Raw genomic sequence first — 15,795 nt, 5'->3', positions numbered from 1 at the left:
CTGAATAATGGCGGAGAGATAGGGATTCGAACCCTAGGTACCGGTGAAGGTACAACGGATTTCGAATCCGTCCCATTCGGCCACTCTGGCATCTCTCCAACGGCGCGCATCATAACAGCGTGAATCAGGAAAGCAAAGCGCCGAAGCGATTTTTTTCCGTGCTATCAGATGCTTGCGTCAATTAAAGCGGTACGCCGAGACGATTGGCGACTTCTTCGTAGGCTTCGATCACGTCACCGAGGCCCTGGCGAAAGCGGTCTTTGTCCATCTTCTTCTTGGTGTCCTTGTCCCACAGGCGGCAGCCGTCCGGGCTGAATTCGTCGCCCAGGACGATGGAGCCGTCGTGGAACACACCGAATTCGAGCTTGAAGTCGACCAGCAGCAGCCCGGCGTCGTCGAACAGCTTGCTCAGCACGTCGTTGACCTTGAGGGACAACTCCTTCATGCGCGCCAGTTGCTCAGCGGTGCCCCAGCCGAACGCCACGACGTGGGATTCGTTGATGAACGGGTCGCCCTTGGCGTCGTCCTTCAGGAACAGTTCGAACGTGTATGGATTGAGCTTGAGGCCCTCCTCCACGCCCAGGCGCTTGACCAGGCTGCCGGCGGCGTAGTTACGCACGACGCATTCGACCGGGATCATGTCGAGCTTCTTGACCAGGCACTCGTTGTCGCCCAGCAGTTTGTCGAATTGGGTCGGAATGCCGGCCTCTTCGAGTTTCTGCATGATGAAGGCGTTGAACTTGTTGTTCACCATGCCTTTGCGATCAAGCTGTTCGATGCGCTTGCCGTCGAACGCCGAGGTGTCGTTGCGAAACAGCAGGATCAGGCGGTTGGCGTCGTCGGTCTTGTACACCGACTTGGCTTTGCCGCGGTAGAGTTCTTCACGTTTTTCCATGATGGGCTCCGCTTTGAGTGAGGTGGGCTAGGCGATGTGGCGCCAGTCGAGCCCTGAATCTTGATCGGCCAGTTGCAGCCAGTCCGGGTCGCACCCAAGGGTGTCGACAAAACATTGCCGGGCAAGCGTCGGCAGGTTGTTCTTGCTGCTCAAGTGGGCCAGGACCAAGTGTTGCAGGTCTTGCCAGCCCAACTCATACACCAGGTACGCGGCCTGGTGGTTGTTCAAATGTCCCAGTTCGCCGCCCACCCGCTGTTTGAGAAAGTAGGGGTAGTGACCGCGAGCCAGCAGGTCTCTGCAGTGGTTGGACTCGATCATCAACGCATCGAGGTTCCGGTAACCGTCCAGCACCTTGGCGCAGTAGGAACCCAGGTCGGTGAGCACGCCGAAGCGCCGCTCACCATCGCTGAACACATACTGCGTCGGTTCCTGGGCGTCGTGCGCCACGGCAATCACATCAATGCTCAGGGCACCGATTTGCAGTTGCTCGCCACCGGCCAGGAAACCCGCGGGTTCAATGGGTTTGCGCATCCCGCGCAAGGTACCGCGACTGAGGTACACCGGAAGATTGTAGCGCCGAGACAGTAAACCCACGCCATGCACATGGTCGGCATGTTCGTGGGTCACCAGAATCGCGCTCAGCTGCGCGGGGTGAACCCCCAGGCGCAGCAGGCGTCGCTCGGTTTCCCGTAACGAGAAACCACAATCCACCAGCACGTACGTGTCGTCGTGGGCGACCAGCGTGCCGTTCCCTTGGCTACCGCTGCCGAGAACGGCAAAACGCATCGGATCAGCCCAGGTTGTCCTGAATCACGCCCAACACTTTGCGCGCTGTTTCAGCGGGCGCAACGGTATTGATGTTTTTCTCGACGGTGACTTGCACGCTTTCGCCCACCTTGCTCAAACGAACCTGGTAACGCTCGGCGCGGGTTTCGACTTCTTCCTTGGTCGGCTTGCTGCCGAACAGCTTGCCGAAGAAACCTGGCTCGTCGTCTTTACGCTCGGCCTTTTCAGCCACGTTGATGTAGTACAGGCCCAGGCTGCGGTTGATGTCTTCAACACGCCAAGGACCTTGCTCCAACGCGCGGCCAACACTGGCCCAGGCACGGTCGAGGTCTTCACCCAGGTTCAGCACCACGTTGCCGCTGCCGTCTTCAGTGAGGCTGACGCGGCTCGGGGTGTCGTAATCACGTGCGGCGAGCAGCGAAACGGAACCGCCCTTCTCGGAGATACGGCTCATGCTGGCCAACATCTCGTCGACCAGTGCCGAGTCGACACCGGAGTTAACCGAGCGATTGGTGAAATCAACGTTGGCGGTGCTGCCGGCAGGACGCTCGGCGCTGACCACGTAGACTTCACTGGTATTGCGTTGCACACCTGGCTCGATGCGCACGCGCACTCGGGCTTCGCTGTCGGCGGCTACACCACCGGCCTGCAGGCGCTTGGCCATGGTGGCGGAGAGCTCGCTGCCCTGCTGCCATGCAGTGGTGAATTCACCGGTCTGCGGGCGTTGCTCATCAATGCGGAAACCGTTGTCCTGGAAGAACTGCACCGCCACCGGCCAGACTTCGGCGGGCGGGCGCTGAGCCACGATCCAGCGGGAGTCACCGCTTTTCTGCAGGCTGTAGTCGCTGGCATCCGCCACGGCCGATATGGGCTGTGGACGCGGCACTACGTACTCACCCTTGGTGGTGTCGTCAGCAACGTTGCGCGGGATCGGCAGCAAGGGGTCAAGGCGCTTGGCGACGTTGACGCCCGGCGGCAATTCCATCGGCTTGGTGGGTTGGGCTTCCAGGTAATCGCTACCGCGGTCACGGAAGTAGCCTTCCGGGCCCCAGATCCAACCGCAGCCACTGGTGCTGGAGATAATCAAGGCAAGTGCGGAAAGTCCGGCCAATCGCTTCATGCGTAATGCTTCCTCAATTAAACCAGGACGCCGGACTGGCGCAGGGCCTGTCGCAGCGGTTCGTGACAGGCTTCACTAAGACGAGTGAGCGGCAGACGGATACCGTCCGGCATCATGCCCATTTCAGTCAGCGCCCATTTCACGGGAATAGGGTTGGATTCGATAAACAGTGTCTTGTTGAGCGGCATCAGCTTCTCGTGGATCGCGCGGGCGGTCACGGCGTCGCCGGCGATGGCGGCAGCGCACATTTCGCTCATGGCACGCGGGGCCACGTTGGCGGTCACAGAGATGTTGCCTTTGCCGCCGAGCAGGATCAGCTCGACCGCCGTGGCGTCGTCACCGGAATACACCAGGAAATCGCCGCTCACGCCGGCCAGGATATCCTTGGCGCGCTGCAGGTCGCCCGTGGCTTCCTTGATACCGATGATGTTCGGCACGGCGGACAGGCGGATTACGGTCTCGGCCTTCATATCGCACGCGGTACGACCCGGTACGTTATAGAGGATCTGCGGGATATCGACCGCTTCGGCAATGGCGCGGAAGTGCTGGTACAGGCCTTCCTGGGTCGGCTTGTTGTAGTACGGGGTCACCAGCAGGCACGCATTGGCGCCGGCCTTCTTGGCGTTTTTGGTCAGCTCGATTGCTTCGCGTGTCGAGTTGGCGCCCGTGCCGGCGATCACGGTAATACGGCCCGCAACACGCTTGACCACGAACTCGATCACCTGGATGTGTTCTTCCACATCGAGAGTGGCCGATTCACCGGTGGTGCCGACCGCCACGATGGCGTTGGTGCCTTCTTGCAGGTGGAAGTCCACCAGTTTGCCCAGGCTGTCCCAGTCGAGACGACCTTGTGCATCCATGGGTGTGACCAGTGCCACCATACTGCCCGCAATCATGCAACCGCTCCTGCCGGAAAAAGAGAGCCGTAATGGTACTGGCGCCAAGATGCTTGCACAAGCAAAGTACTGCCTGAGGATGCGTTCTGACGTAACTAAACGACGGACAATGCCATCATCGGGCCAAAGCCCCCCCTGAAGCACGATGAAATAGGACCGATCACGCAATGAAAACGCCACCTCCTATCCCTTGGCGATGCTTTTCGCTACCCTTCATCCTTTGATCGATACCGCCCTTACAGTATCGACCGCTCATCGTTTTAGGAAGGCTGCATGTCCACCCCCACAGTTCGCGAACAATTCCTTGTTATCAGTGCCCTCGGCGCCAACCCCATGGAGCTGACTAACGTCCTGTGCCGCGCCAGCCATGAAAACCGCTGCGCCGTCGTGACCTCCCGCCTGACCCGTCACGGCGAGTGCAGTGCGCTGGTCCTGCAGATCTCCGGCACCTGGGATGCTCTGGCTCGCCTCGAAACTGGCCTGCCGGGCCTGGCAAAGAAGCACGACTTCACTGTCAATGTGGTACGCAGCGCCGCCCTGGAAAATCGTCCGCAGGCTCTGCCTTATGTGGCGTATGTCAGTTCGGCCTATCGCTCGGACATCGTCAACGAGCTGTGCCAGTTCTTCATCGACCACAATGTCGAGCTGGAGAACCTGACCTGCGACACCTATCAGGCCCCGCAAACCGGCGGCACCATGTTGAACGCCACGTTTACCGTGACCCTGCCGGCGGGCGTGCAGATCAGTTGGCTGCGCGATCAGTTCCTGGATTTCGCCGATGCCCTGAACCTCGACGCACTGATCGAACCGTGGCGCCCACAGAACCCAATGTAAGGAAGTTTTCATGGCCGTAGTCATCGACCAACCCATAGCCGATTTCGAAGCCCAGGCCACCAGCGGTCAGACCTTCAGCCTCGCAGCCCTCAAGGGCAAGCAAGTGGTGCTCTACTTCTACCCGAAGGACAGTACGCCGGGCTGCACCACTGAAGGCCAGGGTTTTCGTGACCAGTACGCAGCGTTCAAGGCGGCCAACACTGAAGTGTTTGGCGTGTCGCGCGACAGCGTGAAGTCTCACGAAAACTTCAAAGGCAAGCAGGAATTCCCCTTCGAGCTGATCAGCGACAAGGACGAAGCGGTTTGCCAACTGTTTGACGTGATCAAGCTGAAGAAACTGTACGGCAAGGAATACCTCGGCGTGGATCGCAGCACGTTCCTCATCGACAAGAACGGTGTGTTGCGTCAGGAATGGCGTGGTGTGAAGGTGCCGGGGCATGTGGATGCGGTTTTGGCGGCGGCGCAGGCACTGAACAAGGCGTGAGTCTGTAGTGAGCGGACTTGTCCCGCGCTGGGTTGCGAAGCGACCCCAATACAGTACAGTCTCCGCGTTCTTTCAGATGAAACGCGGTTGCAGGTTTTAGGGCTGCTTCGCGCCCAAGCGCGGGGCAAGCCCGCTCACTACAAGTTGTTACGCCGTTACAATAGCGGCGCAACCACCGGTTCTTGACGCGGCCATGCATCCAGAACGGCCTTGAACAGCGTCGCCAGGGGGATCGCAAAGAAGACGCCCCAGAAACCCCACAACCCACCAAACAACAACACTGCGCAGATGATCGCTACCGGGTGCAGGTTGACAGCCTCCGAGAACAGCAGTGGCACCAGCACGTTGCCGTCCAAGGTTTGGATAATCCCATACACCGCCATCAAGTAGATGAATTGGTCGCTCCAGCCCCACTGGAACAAGGCAATCAATGTAACCGGCACTGTCACCACCACCGCGCCTACGTAAGGCACCACCACTGAAATCCCGACCAGCAATGCCAGCAAGGCCGCGTAGTTCAGGTCCAGGGCAATAAAGGCAATGTAGGTCACGCCCCCGCAGATAATGATTTCGATCACCTTGCCGCGTATGTAGTTGGCAATCTGCCGGTTCATTTCTTCGGCAACACGGGTAATCAGCGCTCGCTCGCGCGGCAGGTAGCCACTTACCCAACGGCCGATCATGGCGCGGTCCTTGAGGAAGAAGAACACCAGGATCGGCACCAGCACCAGGTAGATCATGATGTTGACCAGCAGCGGCAAGCTGGACAGGGAAAAGGTCAGCGCCCATTGGCCGAACTTTCCGATCTCGCCGCGGGCCACTTCTATAGCCTGCAACACCTGCTCGTCCGACACCAGGTGCGGGTAGCGTTCCGGTAACAGCAGCAACAACGACTGCCATTTGGCAAGCATGCCCGGCAGTTCATTGAACAGGGTGATGAGTTGATGCCATAGCAACGGCAGCACGACCACGATAAACAGCACCAACACGCCCATGAACAAGGCGAACACCAGCCCCACCGCCACCCCGCCCGGCAGGCGCAACCGTTCCAGCGCGGTGACCAGGCCTTGCATCAGGTAGGCCAGCACCATCCCCGCCAACACCGGTGCCAACATGCCACCCAAGGTGAGCACAGCCGTAAACGCCAGAAACAATAGGACCGCCAGCACCACGGCCTCCTCATCGGAGAAGTAGCGCTGGATCCAGTCTCGTAACACTTTGAACATCAATCAACCTCGGTGGTGGGGGCAAACAGTTCAGGCCTTGCGCAACCAGTAACGGTAAACACCGGCGGCGTCTTCTTCGTGCAACAGGGTGTGGCCGGCCAGCTTGGCAAACGTACGAAAATCACGCTGGGAGCCTGCGTCCGTGGCGATCACCTTAAGTACGGCGCCACTGGCCAGACGATTGAGTTCCAGCTTGGCCTTGAGCAAGGGCAACGGGCAATTGAGGCCGCTGGCATCAAGTTCGGCATCAAAAGCTACAGCGTCGGTCATGGTTTTACTCCGGGCACGCGTTTGGGCTGCTTAGAATATCTGGTCCGAAGCTCAGTGTCCGGCTACAGTAAGCTCTTTGTCGAAAGGCTCTGTGCATGACTTTTTTGCGCCCTACCCTGCTGACGCTGGCTTGCCTGCTGGCCTCCCCAGGCTTCGCTGACGACCTGCCGTCACTTGGCGACGCCAGTTCTGCCATTGTCTCGCCACAACAGGAATACCAGCTGGGCCGCGCCTGGCTGGCCTATCTGCGAGGCCAGGTCTCGCAACTCAACGATCCGCAGCTCAAGGATTACGTCGAAACCAGCGTTTACAAACTGGTGGAGACCAGCCAGGTCAACGACCGTCGGCTGGAGTTCATCCTGATCAACAGCCCGCAACTGAACGCCTTTGCCGCACCCGGCGGTATTGTGGGGGTCAACGGCGGCCTGTTCCTCAACGCTCAGACCGAAGGGGAATACGCTTCGGTGCTGGCGCATGAGTTGGCGCACTTGTCCCAACGCCACTTCGCCCGTGGCGTGGAAGCGCAACAGCGCATGCAGCTTCCGATGATGGCCGCGTTGCTTGGCGGCATCATTGCCGCAGCCGCTGGTGCGGGTGACGCCGGTATTGCTGCGATTGCCGGCACCCAGGCTGCTGCAATCCAGGAGCAGCGCCGGTTCTCGCGGCAAAACGAACAAGAGGCGGACCGTATCGGCATCCTCAACCTGGAAAAAGCCGGTTACGACCCGCGCTCCATGCCAACCATGTTCGAGCGTTTGATGCGCCAGTACCGCTTCGATGCCAAGCCTCCGGAATTCCTGCTGACACACCCGGTCACCGAATCGCGAATCGCCGACACCCGCAACCGTGCCGAGCAGTCCAAGCCTGGCGGCAAGGAAGACAGCTTGCGCTATCAACTGATCCGCGCACGGGTGCAATTGCAATACGAAGACACCTCAGGACTCGCCGCCAAACGCTTCCAGGCACAACTGGACGAGAACCCGAAGAATGATGTGGCGCGCTACGGATTGGCCATTGCCCAGATCAAAGGTTCTCAGTTCAAGCAAGCGCGGGAAAACCTGACGATGTTATTGGCCAAGGCACCGAATGACATTACCTATAACCTGGCATTGATCCAGCTTGAGATCGACAACAATCATCTGCCTGATGCCCAGCAACGTACTGATCGAATGCTGACCCAGTACCCCGGCAACTATCCGCTGAATCAGATCCGGGTCGACCTGCTGCTCAAACAGAACCGCACTGCTGATGCGGAAAAGGCCTTGGATAGTTTGCTCAAGTCTCGTCCGGATGACCCGGACGTTTGGTATCAGGTCGCCGAGACCCGCGGCTTGTCCGGTAACATCATTGGCCTGCACCAGGCCCGCGCCGAATACTTCGCATTGGTAGGTGACTTCCAGCAGGCCATCCAACAGTTGGATTTTGCAAAGCGTCGCGCTGGCAGCAATTTCCCGCTGTCGTCGCGTATCGACGCGCGTCAGCGTGAACTGATCGAACAGGAGCGCCTGGTCAAAGGGATGATGAGCTAAATCCAGCGGCCACAAAAAAAGCCCCGCCCTCGTTAAACGAAGGCGGGGCTTTTTCTTTTTACCGGGTTACTCGGCCAACTTGAAGGTTATAAAGCTGGCACGCCCCTGACGCAGCACTCGCATCGATACCGAGCGGTTCTTCGGCAGCGCCTTGGCGATGTCAGTGAACTGCTTGGTGTTGTCGATTGCCTGATTGTTCAGGTGGGTGATCACGTCACCTGGCTGCAGGCCAATCAGGGACGCAGGGCCATCCTGCACTTCCTTGATCACGACGCCGCTCTTGAGGTCGTATGTCTTCTTCTGCTCAGCGGTCAGTTCGGCGACAGCAATGCCCAGACGATTGCTGCTGCGTTCGGCACCCGGCTTAGCGTTGCCCAAGGCATCCAGTGTTGCCCCTTCTTCAGGGATTGCACCAACAGTCAGCTCAACGTTCTGGCGCTTGCCCTCGCGGATCACTTCAAGCTTGGCCTTGCTGCCTGCCTTGAGCGCGCCTACCAGATGCGGCAGGTCGGCCGACATGACGATTGGCTGGCCGTTCATGCTAAGGATCACGTCGCCGACTTGCAGGCCACCTTTGGCAGCCGGACCATCGTCCTGGATCTGCGCGACCAGTGCACCGGCCGGCTTGTCGAGGCCGAAGGATTCAGCCAGGTCTTTGTTCACTTCCTGAATCACCACGCCCAACCAGCCACGGCTGACCTTGCCACCGCTTTTCAGTTGGTTGGAAACGTCCATGGCTACATCGATCGGAATGGCGAACGACACCCCCATGAAGCCACCGGAACGGGTGTAGATCTGCGAGTTGATCCCCACTACTTCACCGGCCAGGTTGAACAGCGGGCCACCGGAGTTGCCCGGGTTGATCGGCACGTCGGTCTGGATGAACGGCACGTAGTTTTCGTTCGGCAGGCTGCGGCCAATGGCGCTGACAATGCCTTGAGTCACGGTATGGTCAAAGCCAAACGGCGAACCGATAGCGACTACCCACTGCCCGGCTTTCAGGTCCTGGGATTTACCCAGTTTCAGCACTGGCAAGTCTTTGCCTTCAATCTTCAGCAAGGCCACATCGGATCTTGGATCGGTGCCTACCAGCTTGGCTTTCAGCTCACTACGATCAGCCAGGCGCACGAGAATCTCGTCGGCATCGGCAATCACGTGGTTGTTAGTGAGGATGTAGCCATCCGGCGAGATGATAAAGCCCGAGCCCAGGGACTGAGCCTCACGCTGGCCGCCACCGCCACCACGGGGCGCGCGCTGTTGCGGCATGCCGCGCTCGAAGAACTCGCGCAGCATCGGCGGCAGGCCTTCCAGGTCCGGCATCTGCTGATTGGAGACTTTGCGATCAGGCAGTTTTTGCGTGGTACTGATGTTCACCACGGCAGGCGATGCCTGCTCAACCAATTGGGTGAAGTCAGGCAACTCGACCGCTTGCGCAGGTAAGGCCTGACCCAGCACCAATACCGTGGCGACTATGGATAGGTAAGATTTCAAACGTGGTATCGACATACAGCTCCCGTTACGACGAGCAGGGTTGAGCGACAGGGTTCAAGAAACGCCGAAAACTGCGACCGACATCTTTGTTCCGCGAACAAGACAAGGCCAGAGCCGACAAGCCCTGACCTATAAAAAACATGAGGGATTTTTGCAAGTGAAAATGCTGATCCAGACATTTCATGCTCTCGGCAGCCAACCTGGCATGCAAATACAGTGAAACGTCAGGATGAACATAGGATTAACGACTCACGGCTGAGCGACTGGCTTTTTTTCACCGCGTACCGACAACGCGATACGTTCTGCGGTGCCGATTGGAATCTCACCCACCACTGTCACCATCATTTCGCCGTCCACCGTATTCAGGCGGCGCGACACTGCAACGGTGGGGCCCAGTTGAGTGCGGGTTTCCGTGACGCTCACATCGCTGATTGGCTCGAGGAACACCGAGAAACGCGCCAGCCCGTCCTCATACATCAGGCTGTCGACGGTCGCTTTCGTCTGGGTGTCTTTGCGAGCACCGCTATTGGTCAGCTGAAACCCCGGCGGCAACCATTCCAGATGCCAGATCTCGGTAGACTGCACCTCTGGGGCTTTATCTTTGGCGACCGTGATAGGTGTGCATTCACTGCTAGGCTGCAGATCGCGGTCTTCAGGGACGACCGAAGTATTCAACCGCGTGAACTGGAAACGCTCGAGCAACTGCCCCTGATCATTCAGTAACAGTGATTTGAGTGGCAGCGCGGTTTCACGGTCCAAGTGCAGCTCAAAACCGTAGCGGTATTGGTCACGGGGAGTGATTGACACGATCACCGCATTGCGACCGGCCACGCGGGACTTGCCAATAACGGCGAGTTCGTAGAATTGATTGAGTTTTTGCGGATCAAGTGCACGTGATGGTGCATCACGCGAATTGCCAAGGCCTGCGACAAGAGTGCCGCTGACACATTGCGTTCGACCATCCAACCGCACGACTTCCTGGGCAGAACCATCAAGCTGCAAGAGCCGCTCACGGACCTGACCATTCTGGACGCGATGCCAGATGTCATGAGTAGAAAAACTGCCGTTACGTTCGTAGACAAACGTACCTTGAAAGCTCTGCTGCTGTTCTGCACGCCCAAGTCGAGTCAACCAGTCTTCGGCTTCATCGGCATGGGCGGGGAGTGCAAAACAACCACTAAGCAAAAGCGTAAGGAGCGGTATGGCTCGCATAGAGCTCCTTACGGATTAGCGGTTTTCCAGGCTTGCTGCGCGAGCGTATGGCAGAGCGCTTTCAGTGCCTTTCAAAGCGGATTCCTGTGCGTGTTGGCGCAGGTAACCAGGAAGACGCTGATCTTGCCAGCCGGATTGCCCTTGCAACACACCGTTGGCCATAGGGCCGGTTGAGTCAGAGCTTTCCTTGTAGCCAGCCAGCACCGCTGGGCCTTTGACTTGCGGACCGGCCATGACCGGTTGCTGAGTCTGCTGGGCCAGTTCGGCACCGGCGATTTCGTCCTGATTATACAGGCGAACACCGGCCAACACTGCGACAGTCACCGAGGCAGCCACTGCGAGGCGACCCAGGCTACGCCATGGACCACGAGCAGCCTTTGCCGGAACGGCTTCATCAGCAAGCGCAGCAGAAACCGCCGCAGCAATATCCAGACGAGGGATTAGAAGATCCTTGTGCATTACCGCCCGAGCGACTTGGTAACGAGACCAGGTATCACGGGTTTCGGCATCATCAAATGCATTGAGCACTCGACGAAGTTCCAGTTCATCCGCTTCGTTATCCATCACTGCGGACAGCGATTCCTGCAGGGCATCACGACTCATGGCGGTTCCTCTCTTGGCTGTAGCCGCTGTCTTTAGTTCTCTTGCAACAGCGGTTGCAAGGCTTTATCGATGGCTTCCCGGGCCCGGAAAATCCGTGACCTTACAGTCCCCACCGGACACTGCATGACGCTCGCAATGTCTTCGTAACTCAGACCATCGAATTCACGTAAAGTTAACGCCGTACGCAAATCTTCTGGCAGTTGCTGAATTGTGCGATGAACGGTGCCTTCGATCTCGTCGCGCAGCAACGCACGCTCCGGCGACTCGAGATCTTTGAGGCCGTGATCACCGTCGTAAAATTCTGCATCTTCTGAACTTACATCGCTATCCGGTGGGCGGCGTCCGCGAGACACCAGATAGTTCTTCGCCGTGTTAATGGCGATTCGGTATAGCCACGTGTAAAACGCACTATCACCGCGAAAATTACCAAGTGCACGGTAAGCCTTGATAAAGGCCTCCTGTGCAACGTCCTGCGCTTCATGGGTGTCGTGCACAAACCGCACGATCAACCCGAGAATTTTGTGCTGGTATTTCAGCACTAGCAGATCAAAAGCCCGCTTGTCACCGCGTTGAACGCGCTCGACCAGCTGCTGATCCTCTTCCTGGGTTAGCATGAACACTCCTCGTTGTACTTGAAGGAGGCTTGCATAACTAAACGATCAGGCTTGCAAACATAGACTCGGACTTTTCGCAAAAGTTCTCCCCCTCAAAGCAAGTTTCCGGCATGCACTGATTTGGCACACACGAAAAACGCAGCACGGGCAACGCCGGCTGCGCGAATAATCTTGTCGCCGGTTTTATGACGCGTCCAATGCTCCCGACGGGCCAATAAACTCAACGTTTCCCAGCTTCCGGGCAACCTGCTATTGAGTCGAGGCTTATGCAAAAAGTTCCCGTCTCAATAACCAGCCGATTTTACCGAAGCCGTGCACCGTAATCTCATATTGCCACGAATGCCCGACTATTGTGCCGCTCCACCCCTCTATATACTAGTAGTCCGTGTGACCCTTTGATTCGCCGGTCCAGGCGTCCTGTTTGCGCCACCCCGGATCGCTTTTTGCGGAATCCTTTAAATGAGCCAACAGTTTCAACACGATGTCTTGGTGATCGGTAGCGGCGCGGCCGGCTTGAGCCTTGCGCTGACCCTCCCCAGCCACCTGCGTATTGCGGTACTGAGCAAAGGCGACCTGGCAAACGGCTCGACGTTCTGGGCCCAGGGCGGTGTTGCCGCCGTGTTGGACGACACCGACACCGTGCAATCCCACGTCGAAGACACCCTCAATGCCGGCGGCGGCCTGTGCAATGAAGAGGCGGTGCGCTTCACCGTCGAGCACAGCCGTGAGGCGATCCAATGGCTGATTGACCAAGGCGTGCCGTTCACCCGTGACGAACACGCTGGCAGCGACGACGGCGGCTTTGAATTCCACTTGACCCGCGAAGGCGGCCACAGCCATCGCCGAATCATCCACGCTGCCGACGCCACCGGCGCAGCCATTTTCAGGACGCTGCTCGACCAGGCACGCCAGCGCCCCAATATCGAGCTGCTTGAGCAACGCGTCGCCGTCGATCTGATCACAGAGAAACGCTTGGGCCTGGACGGCGAACGCTGCCTCGGCGCCTACGTGCTCAACCGTGGCAGTGGTGAAGTCGACACTTACGGCGCGCGCTTCACCATCCTGGCCTCAGGCGGCGCAGCCAAGGTCTACCTCTATACCAGTAACCCGGACGGCGCGTGCGGCGACGGTATTGCCATGGCCTGGCGCTCGGGCTGCAGGGTGGCCAACCTGGAATTCAACCAGTTCCACCCCACCTGCCTGTATCACCCACAGGCCAAGAGCTTCCTGATTACCGAAGCCCTGCGCGGGGAAGGCGCACACTTGAAACTGCCTAACGGCGAACGCTTCATGCAGCGCTTCGACCCACGCGCCGAGCTGGCCCCGCGCGATATCGTCGCCCGTGCCATCGACCATGAAATGAAGCGCCTGGGCATCGACTGCGTCTACCTGGATATCAGCCACAAGCCCGAAGCCTTCATCAAGACCCACTTCCCCACGGTTTATGAGCGCTGCCTGGCGTTCAACATCGACATCACCAAGGGCCCGATCCCTGTGGTGCCGGCCGCCCACTACACCTGCGGCGGCGTGATGGTCGACAAGCACGGCCGCACTGACGTACCCGGCCTGTATGCGATTGGCGAAACCAGCTTCACCGGCCTGCATGGCGCCAACCGCATGGCCAGCAATTCGTTGCTCGAATGTTTTGTCTATGCGCGCTCTGCGGCGGCGGACATCCTCGAACAGCTGCCACGCATCCCGGTGCCTGCCGCCCTGCCCCGCTGGGACGCCAGCCAGGTCACCGACTCGGACGAAGACGTAATCATCGCGCACAACTGGGACGAACTGCGCCGCTTCATGTGGGACTACGTGGGAATCGTGCGCACCAACAAACGCCTGCAACGCGCGCAGCACCGGGTGCGTTTGCTGCTGGATGAAATTGACGAGTTCTACAGCAACTACAAAGTCAGCCGCGACCTGATCGAGCTGCGCAACCTGGCCCAGGTAGCAGAGTTGATGATCCGCTCGGCCATGGAGCGCAAAGAAAGCCGCGGCCTGCATTACACCCTGGACTACCCGCAGATGCTGCCCGAAGCCCGGGACACTATTCTGGTGCCAACCACCTACGGCGGCTGAACTTCAAGCGCACCCGCAGGCGCCGATGCACATCGGCGACCTGCGCATCCGCCGGCACACAGATAGAACGCACCCACCACGTCCCAGGCACCCGATAGCGCAGTACCACGATCAGCGGCAGCGCCAAGCTGTCGGGACGCAACTGCACGCTATGCCAACCGCGCTCAGCACTGAGCAACTGCCAGCCATCGGCGTCGCGGCGCAGGCCACGAATCGACGAGCGGTGTGTGAGCAGGATATGACGCGGTAAAACCCAGGCGGCATGCGCCAGGCACAGCAACATGCCCAGGCTTGAACAAGACAGATCAAGAAACAAAAGCGCACCCAACGCGAACAGCTGGGCGAGGAGATACGCCGCCAGCATCAGCCGTGAGGCCTGCCAGCGGCATTCAAACGTATTACTTGGGCTGAACACGGTCCAGAATCATCCGGACCATACGCTGCAGTTCCGGGTCTTCCGATTCGGCACGCTCCATGAACCAGCCGAACATGTCCTGGTCTTCGCATTCCAGCAGCCTGACGTAGAGGTCGCGATCCACCTTATTGAGCGTCGCATACACTTCCTTGGTGAAAGGCACCAGCAACACGTCCAACTCCAGCATGCCACGACGGCTGTGCCAGTAGAGACGATTGATTTCTACATCTTCGACCATGGAGCGCTCCTCAAATAGAGCGCAAGTATACAGGCCCGACGGCACCGGAACAGTCGGCTTTGGTCGCCCCATACGGAAACTATCCATTTGCCGGGCGCCCCTCTATGATGCACCTATGACTTTTTGACCTGCGATGACCCATGGCCGACTCTGCTTTCTTCTGCCCCTTGTCCCACGAAGGCGTTCTCGCCGTCCGCGGCGCCGACGCTGCCAAATTCCTTCAGGGCCAACTGACCTGCAACCTCAATTACCTGAGCGAGACCCAGGCCAGCCTCGGCGCGCGCTGCACACAAAAAGGGCGTATGCAGTCGAGCTTTCGCATCCTGCTGCAAGGTGACGGCGTATTACTGGCAATGGCCACTGAGCTGCTGGAACCGCAACTGGCAGACCTGAAAAAGTACGCCGTGTTCTCCAAATCCAAGCTCACCGACGAAACCGCCGCCTGGGTGCGTTTCGGCCTCGTGAACGCGAATCAGGCGCTGGCCAGCCTTGGCCTGGAACTGCCGGCCGAGACCGATAGCGTCGCCCGCAGCGATGCATTGATTGCCATCCGCGTGTCCCCTGAGCGCGCCGAACTCTGGGTACCCACCGAACAAGCCGAGGCCGTGCACGAGCAACTGGTCAAGCAATTAAAAGAAACAGATTTGAATGATTGGCTTCTGGGTCAAATCCGCGCAGGCATTGGCCAGGTCATGCCGCAGACGCGCGAACTGTTCATCCCGCAGATGCTCAACCTGCAAGCCGTGGGCGCCGTCAGCTTCAAGAAGGGCTGCTACACCGGCCAGGAAATCGTCGCGCGCATGCAGTACCTGGGAAAACTCAAACGCCGGCTGTACCGCTTGAGCCTCAAGACCGTTGAAATGCCCGAGCCAGGCACCCCGCTGTTCTCTCCCAGCCATAACAGCTCGATCGGCGAAGTGGTCATTGCAGCAAAAGCTGACCAAAGCGTTGAACTTCTGGCCGTATTGCAAGCCGAAGCTGCCGATAGTGGCGATGTGCATTTAGGCACGCTAGAAGGTCCCGCCTTACAGCTGCTTGACCTGCCTTACACACTCGACCGTGATCGAGAGATCCAGCGTTAGTCGCCATACCTTTTTGCAACACCC

At 58.8% G+C, this 15,795-nt stretch carries 17 protein-coding genes and 1 tRNA gene; 5 read left to right on the top strand and 13 right to left on the bottom strand.

Going from position 1 to position 15,795, the window contains the following annotated elements:
- Window positions 1-8 precede the first annotated feature (8 nt).
- The 5 genes from JBO08_RS03785 to dapA all read right to left on the bottom strand — a co-directional run bounded on the left by JBO08_RS03785 (window position 9) and on the right by dapA (window position 3,697).
- Window positions 9-98 (bottom strand) — tRNA-Ser (locus tag JBO08_RS03785).
- Between the two features lie 83 nt (window positions 99-181).
- Complete coding sequence (gene purC / locus JBO08_RS03780) at window positions 182-895, bottom strand: phosphoribosylaminoimidazolesuccinocarboxamide synthase (protein WP_003172493.1); 714 nt, start codon at window positions 893-895, stop codon at window positions 182-184.
- 27 nt (window positions 896-922) lie between these two features.
- A complete protein-coding gene (locus JBO08_RS03775; RefSeq protein ID WP_065874766.1) occupies window positions 923-1,681 on the bottom strand; it encodes an MBL fold metallo-hydrolase in 759 nt (252 codons plus the stop codon).
- A 4-nt stretch (window positions 1,682-1,685) separates the two neighbouring features.
- Window positions 1,686-2,801, bottom strand: a complete 1,116-nt coding sequence (gene bamC / locus JBO08_RS03770) for an outer membrane protein assembly factor BamC (RefSeq protein ID WP_065874765.1) — start codon at window positions 2,799-2,801, stop codon at window positions 1,686-1,688.
- Window positions 2,802-2,818: 17 nt separating this feature from the next.
- Window positions 2,819-3,697 (bottom strand): 4-hydroxy-tetrahydrodipicolinate synthase, encoded by an 879-nt coding sequence (dapA, locus tag JBO08_RS03765; RefSeq protein WP_065882101.1) that lies wholly within the window; start codon window positions 3,695-3,697, stop codon window positions 2,819-2,821.
- A gap of 273 nt (window positions 3,698-3,970) precedes the next feature.
- Here dapA and JBO08_RS03760 point away from each other — a divergent pair, with 273 nt between their 5' ends.
- The gene (locus tag JBO08_RS03760; protein WP_003172487.1) at window positions 3,971-4,531 is read left to right on the top strand and encodes a glycine cleavage system protein R; all 561 of its coding nucleotides are present in this window, start codon (window positions 3,971-3,973) and stop codon (window positions 4,529-4,531) included.
- A 10-nt stretch (window positions 4,532-4,541) separates the two neighbouring features.
- Complete coding sequence (locus JBO08_RS03755; RefSeq protein ID WP_065874763.1) at window positions 4,542-5,015, top strand: peroxiredoxin; 474 nt, start codon at window positions 4,542-4,544, stop codon at window positions 5,013-5,015.
- A gap of 155 nt (window positions 5,016-5,170) precedes the next feature.
- Here JBO08_RS03755 and JBO08_RS03750 read toward each other — a convergent pair whose 3' ends face one another.
- Together JBO08_RS03750 and JBO08_RS03745 are read right to left on the bottom strand one after the other, a co-directional pair.
- Complete coding sequence (locus JBO08_RS03750; protein WP_065882099.1) at window positions 5,171-6,241, bottom strand: AI-2E family transporter; 1,071 nt, start codon at window positions 6,239-6,241, stop codon at window positions 5,171-5,173.
- A 30-nt stretch (window positions 6,242-6,271) separates the two neighbouring features.
- Window positions 6,272-6,511, bottom strand: a complete 240-nt coding sequence (locus tag JBO08_RS03745) for a sulfurtransferase TusA family protein (protein WP_010212198.1) — start codon at window positions 6,509-6,511, stop codon at window positions 6,272-6,274.
- Window positions 6,512-6,606: 95 nt separating this feature from the next.
- On the opposite strand from JBO08_RS03745, the gene JBO08_RS03740 reads away from it, so the two are divergent.
- Window positions 6,607-8,040 carry a M48 family metalloprotease gene (locus JBO08_RS03740; protein ID WP_065874761.1) on the top strand — a complete coding sequence of 478 codons (1,434 nt, stop codon included), beginning with the start codon at window positions 6,607-6,609 and terminating at the stop codon, window positions 8,038-8,040.
- A gap of 66 nt (window positions 8,041-8,106) precedes the next feature.
- Here JBO08_RS03740 and JBO08_RS03735 read toward each other — a convergent pair whose 3' ends face one another.
- The 4 genes from JBO08_RS03735 to rpoE all read right to left on the bottom strand — a co-directional run bounded on the left by JBO08_RS03735 (window position 8,107) and on the right by rpoE (window position 11,960).
- Complete coding sequence (locus JBO08_RS03735) at window positions 8,107-9,546, bottom strand: DegQ family serine endoprotease (RefSeq protein ID WP_065874760.1); 1,440 nt, start codon at window positions 9,544-9,546, stop codon at window positions 8,107-8,109.
- Window positions 9,547-9,780: 234 nt separating this feature from the next.
- Window positions 9,781-10,743 carry a MucB/RseB C-terminal domain-containing protein gene (locus JBO08_RS03730; RefSeq protein WP_065882097.1) on the bottom strand — a complete coding sequence of 321 codons (963 nt, stop codon included), beginning with the start codon at window positions 10,741-10,743 and terminating at the stop codon, window positions 9,781-9,783.
- Window positions 10,744-10,758: 15 nt separating this feature from the next.
- Complete coding sequence (locus tag JBO08_RS03725; RefSeq protein WP_065882095.1) at window positions 10,759-11,346, bottom strand: sigma-E factor negative regulatory protein; 588 nt, start codon at window positions 11,344-11,346, stop codon at window positions 10,759-10,761.
- 32 nt (window positions 11,347-11,378) lie between these two features.
- Window positions 11,379-11,960, bottom strand: a complete 582-nt coding sequence (rpoE, locus tag JBO08_RS03720) for an RNA polymerase sigma factor RpoE (RefSeq protein ID WP_003172477.1) — start codon at window positions 11,958-11,960, stop codon at window positions 11,379-11,381.
- Between the two features lie 459 nt (window positions 11,961-12,419).
- Between rpoE and nadB the strand changes: the two genes are divergently transcribed.
- Window positions 12,420-14,036 (top strand): L-aspartate oxidase, encoded by a 1,617-nt coding sequence (gene nadB, locus JBO08_RS03715; protein ID WP_065874757.1) that lies wholly within the window; start codon window positions 12,420-12,422, stop codon window positions 14,034-14,036.
- On the opposite strand, the gene JBO08_RS03710 is transcribed toward nadB, so the two are convergent.
- Both JBO08_RS03710 and JBO08_RS03705 read right to left on the bottom strand, forming a co-directional pair.
- Window positions 14,005-14,451, bottom strand: coding sequence for a hypothetical protein (locus tag JBO08_RS03710; protein WP_065874756.1), 447 nt, complete (start codon window positions 14,449-14,451; stop codon window positions 14,005-14,007). The genes nadB and JBO08_RS03710 overlap by 32 nt on opposite strands.
- Window positions 14,435-14,689, bottom strand: coding sequence for a succinate dehydrogenase assembly factor 2 (locus JBO08_RS03705; protein ID WP_049709510.1), 255 nt, complete (start codon window positions 14,687-14,689; stop codon window positions 14,435-14,437). The genes JBO08_RS03710 and JBO08_RS03705 overlap by 17 nt, the downstream gene beginning before the upstream one ends.
- Before the next feature lie 140 nt (window positions 14,690-14,829).
- Between JBO08_RS03705 and JBO08_RS03700 the strand changes: the two genes are divergently transcribed.
- Complete coding sequence (locus JBO08_RS03700; protein WP_220074524.1) at window positions 14,830-15,771, top strand: folate-binding protein YgfZ; 942 nt, start codon at window positions 14,830-14,832, stop codon at window positions 15,769-15,771.
- Window positions 15,772-15,795: the final 24 nt, after the last annotated feature.

This window comes from Pseudomonas sp. LAP_36 (assembly GCF_019456785.1).
In the GTDB taxonomy this organism is placed as follows: domain Bacteria; phylum Pseudomonadota; class Gammaproteobacteria; order Pseudomonadales; family Pseudomonadaceae; genus Aquipseudomonas; species Aquipseudomonas tritici.
The sequence above is the reverse complement of the archived record's forward strand: the minus strand, read 5'-3'. Positions and strand labels throughout refer to the sequence as shown.

What these genes read in the sequence shown, in the direction of transcription:
- purC (WP_003172493.1), bottom strand. Translation starts at nt 895, where the DNA reads ATGGAAAAACGTGAAGAACTCTACCGCGGCAAAGCCAAGTCGGTGTAC.
- JBO08_RS03775 (WP_065874766.1), bottom strand. Translation starts at nt 1,681, where the DNA reads ATGCGTTTTGCCGTTCTCGGCAGCGGTAGCCAAGGGAACGGCACGCTG.
- bamC (WP_065874765.1), bottom strand. Translation starts at nt 2,801, where the DNA reads ATGAAGCGATTGGCCGGACTTTCCGCACTTGCCTTGATTATCTCCAGC.
- dapA (WP_065882101.1), bottom strand. Translation starts at nt 3,697, where the DNA reads ATGATTGCGGGCAGTATGGTGGCACTGGTCACACCCATGGATGCACAA.
- JBO08_RS03760 (WP_003172487.1), top strand. Translation starts at nt 3,971, where the DNA reads ATGTCCACCCCCACAGTTCGCGAACAATTCCTTGTTATCAGTGCCCTC.
- JBO08_RS03755 (WP_065874763.1), top strand. Translation starts at nt 4,542, where the DNA reads ATGGCCGTAGTCATCGACCAACCCATAGCCGATTTCGAAGCCCAGGCC.
- JBO08_RS03750 (WP_065882099.1), bottom strand. Translation starts at nt 6,241, where the DNA reads ATGTTCAAAGTGTTACGAGACTGGATCCAGCGCTACTTCTCCGATGAG.
- JBO08_RS03745 (WP_010212198.1), bottom strand. Translation starts at nt 6,511, where the DNA reads ATGACCGACGCTGTAGCTTTTGATGCCGAACTTGATGCCAGCGGCCTC.
- JBO08_RS03740 (WP_065874761.1), top strand. Translation starts at nt 6,607, where the DNA reads ATGACTTTTTTGCGCCCTACCCTGCTGACGCTGGCTTGCCTGCTGGCC.
- JBO08_RS03735 (WP_065874760.1), bottom strand. Translation starts at nt 9,546, where the DNA reads ATGTCGATACCACGTTTGAAATCTTACCTATCCATAGTCGCCACGGTA.
- JBO08_RS03730 (WP_065882097.1), bottom strand. Translation starts at nt 10,743, where the DNA reads ATGCGAGCCATACCGCTCCTTACGCTTTTGCTTAGTGGTTGTTTTGCA.
- JBO08_RS03725 (WP_065882095.1), bottom strand. Translation starts at nt 11,346, where the DNA reads ATGAGTCGTGATGCCCTGCAGGAATCGCTGTCCGCAGTGATGGATAAC.
- rpoE (WP_003172477.1), bottom strand. Translation starts at nt 11,960, where the DNA reads ATGCTAACCCAGGAAGAGGATCAGCAGCTGGTCGAGCGCGTTCAACGC.
- nadB (WP_065874757.1), top strand. Translation starts at nt 12,420, where the DNA reads ATGAGCCAACAGTTTCAACACGATGTCTTGGTGATCGGTAGCGGCGCG.
- JBO08_RS03705 (WP_049709510.1), bottom strand. Translation starts at nt 14,689, where the DNA reads ATGGTCGAAGATGTAGAAATCAATCGTCTCTACTGGCACAGCCGTCGT.
- JBO08_RS03700 (WP_220074524.1), top strand. Translation starts at nt 14,830, where the DNA reads ATGGCCGACTCTGCTTTCTTCTGCCCCTTGTCCCACGAAGGCGTTCTC.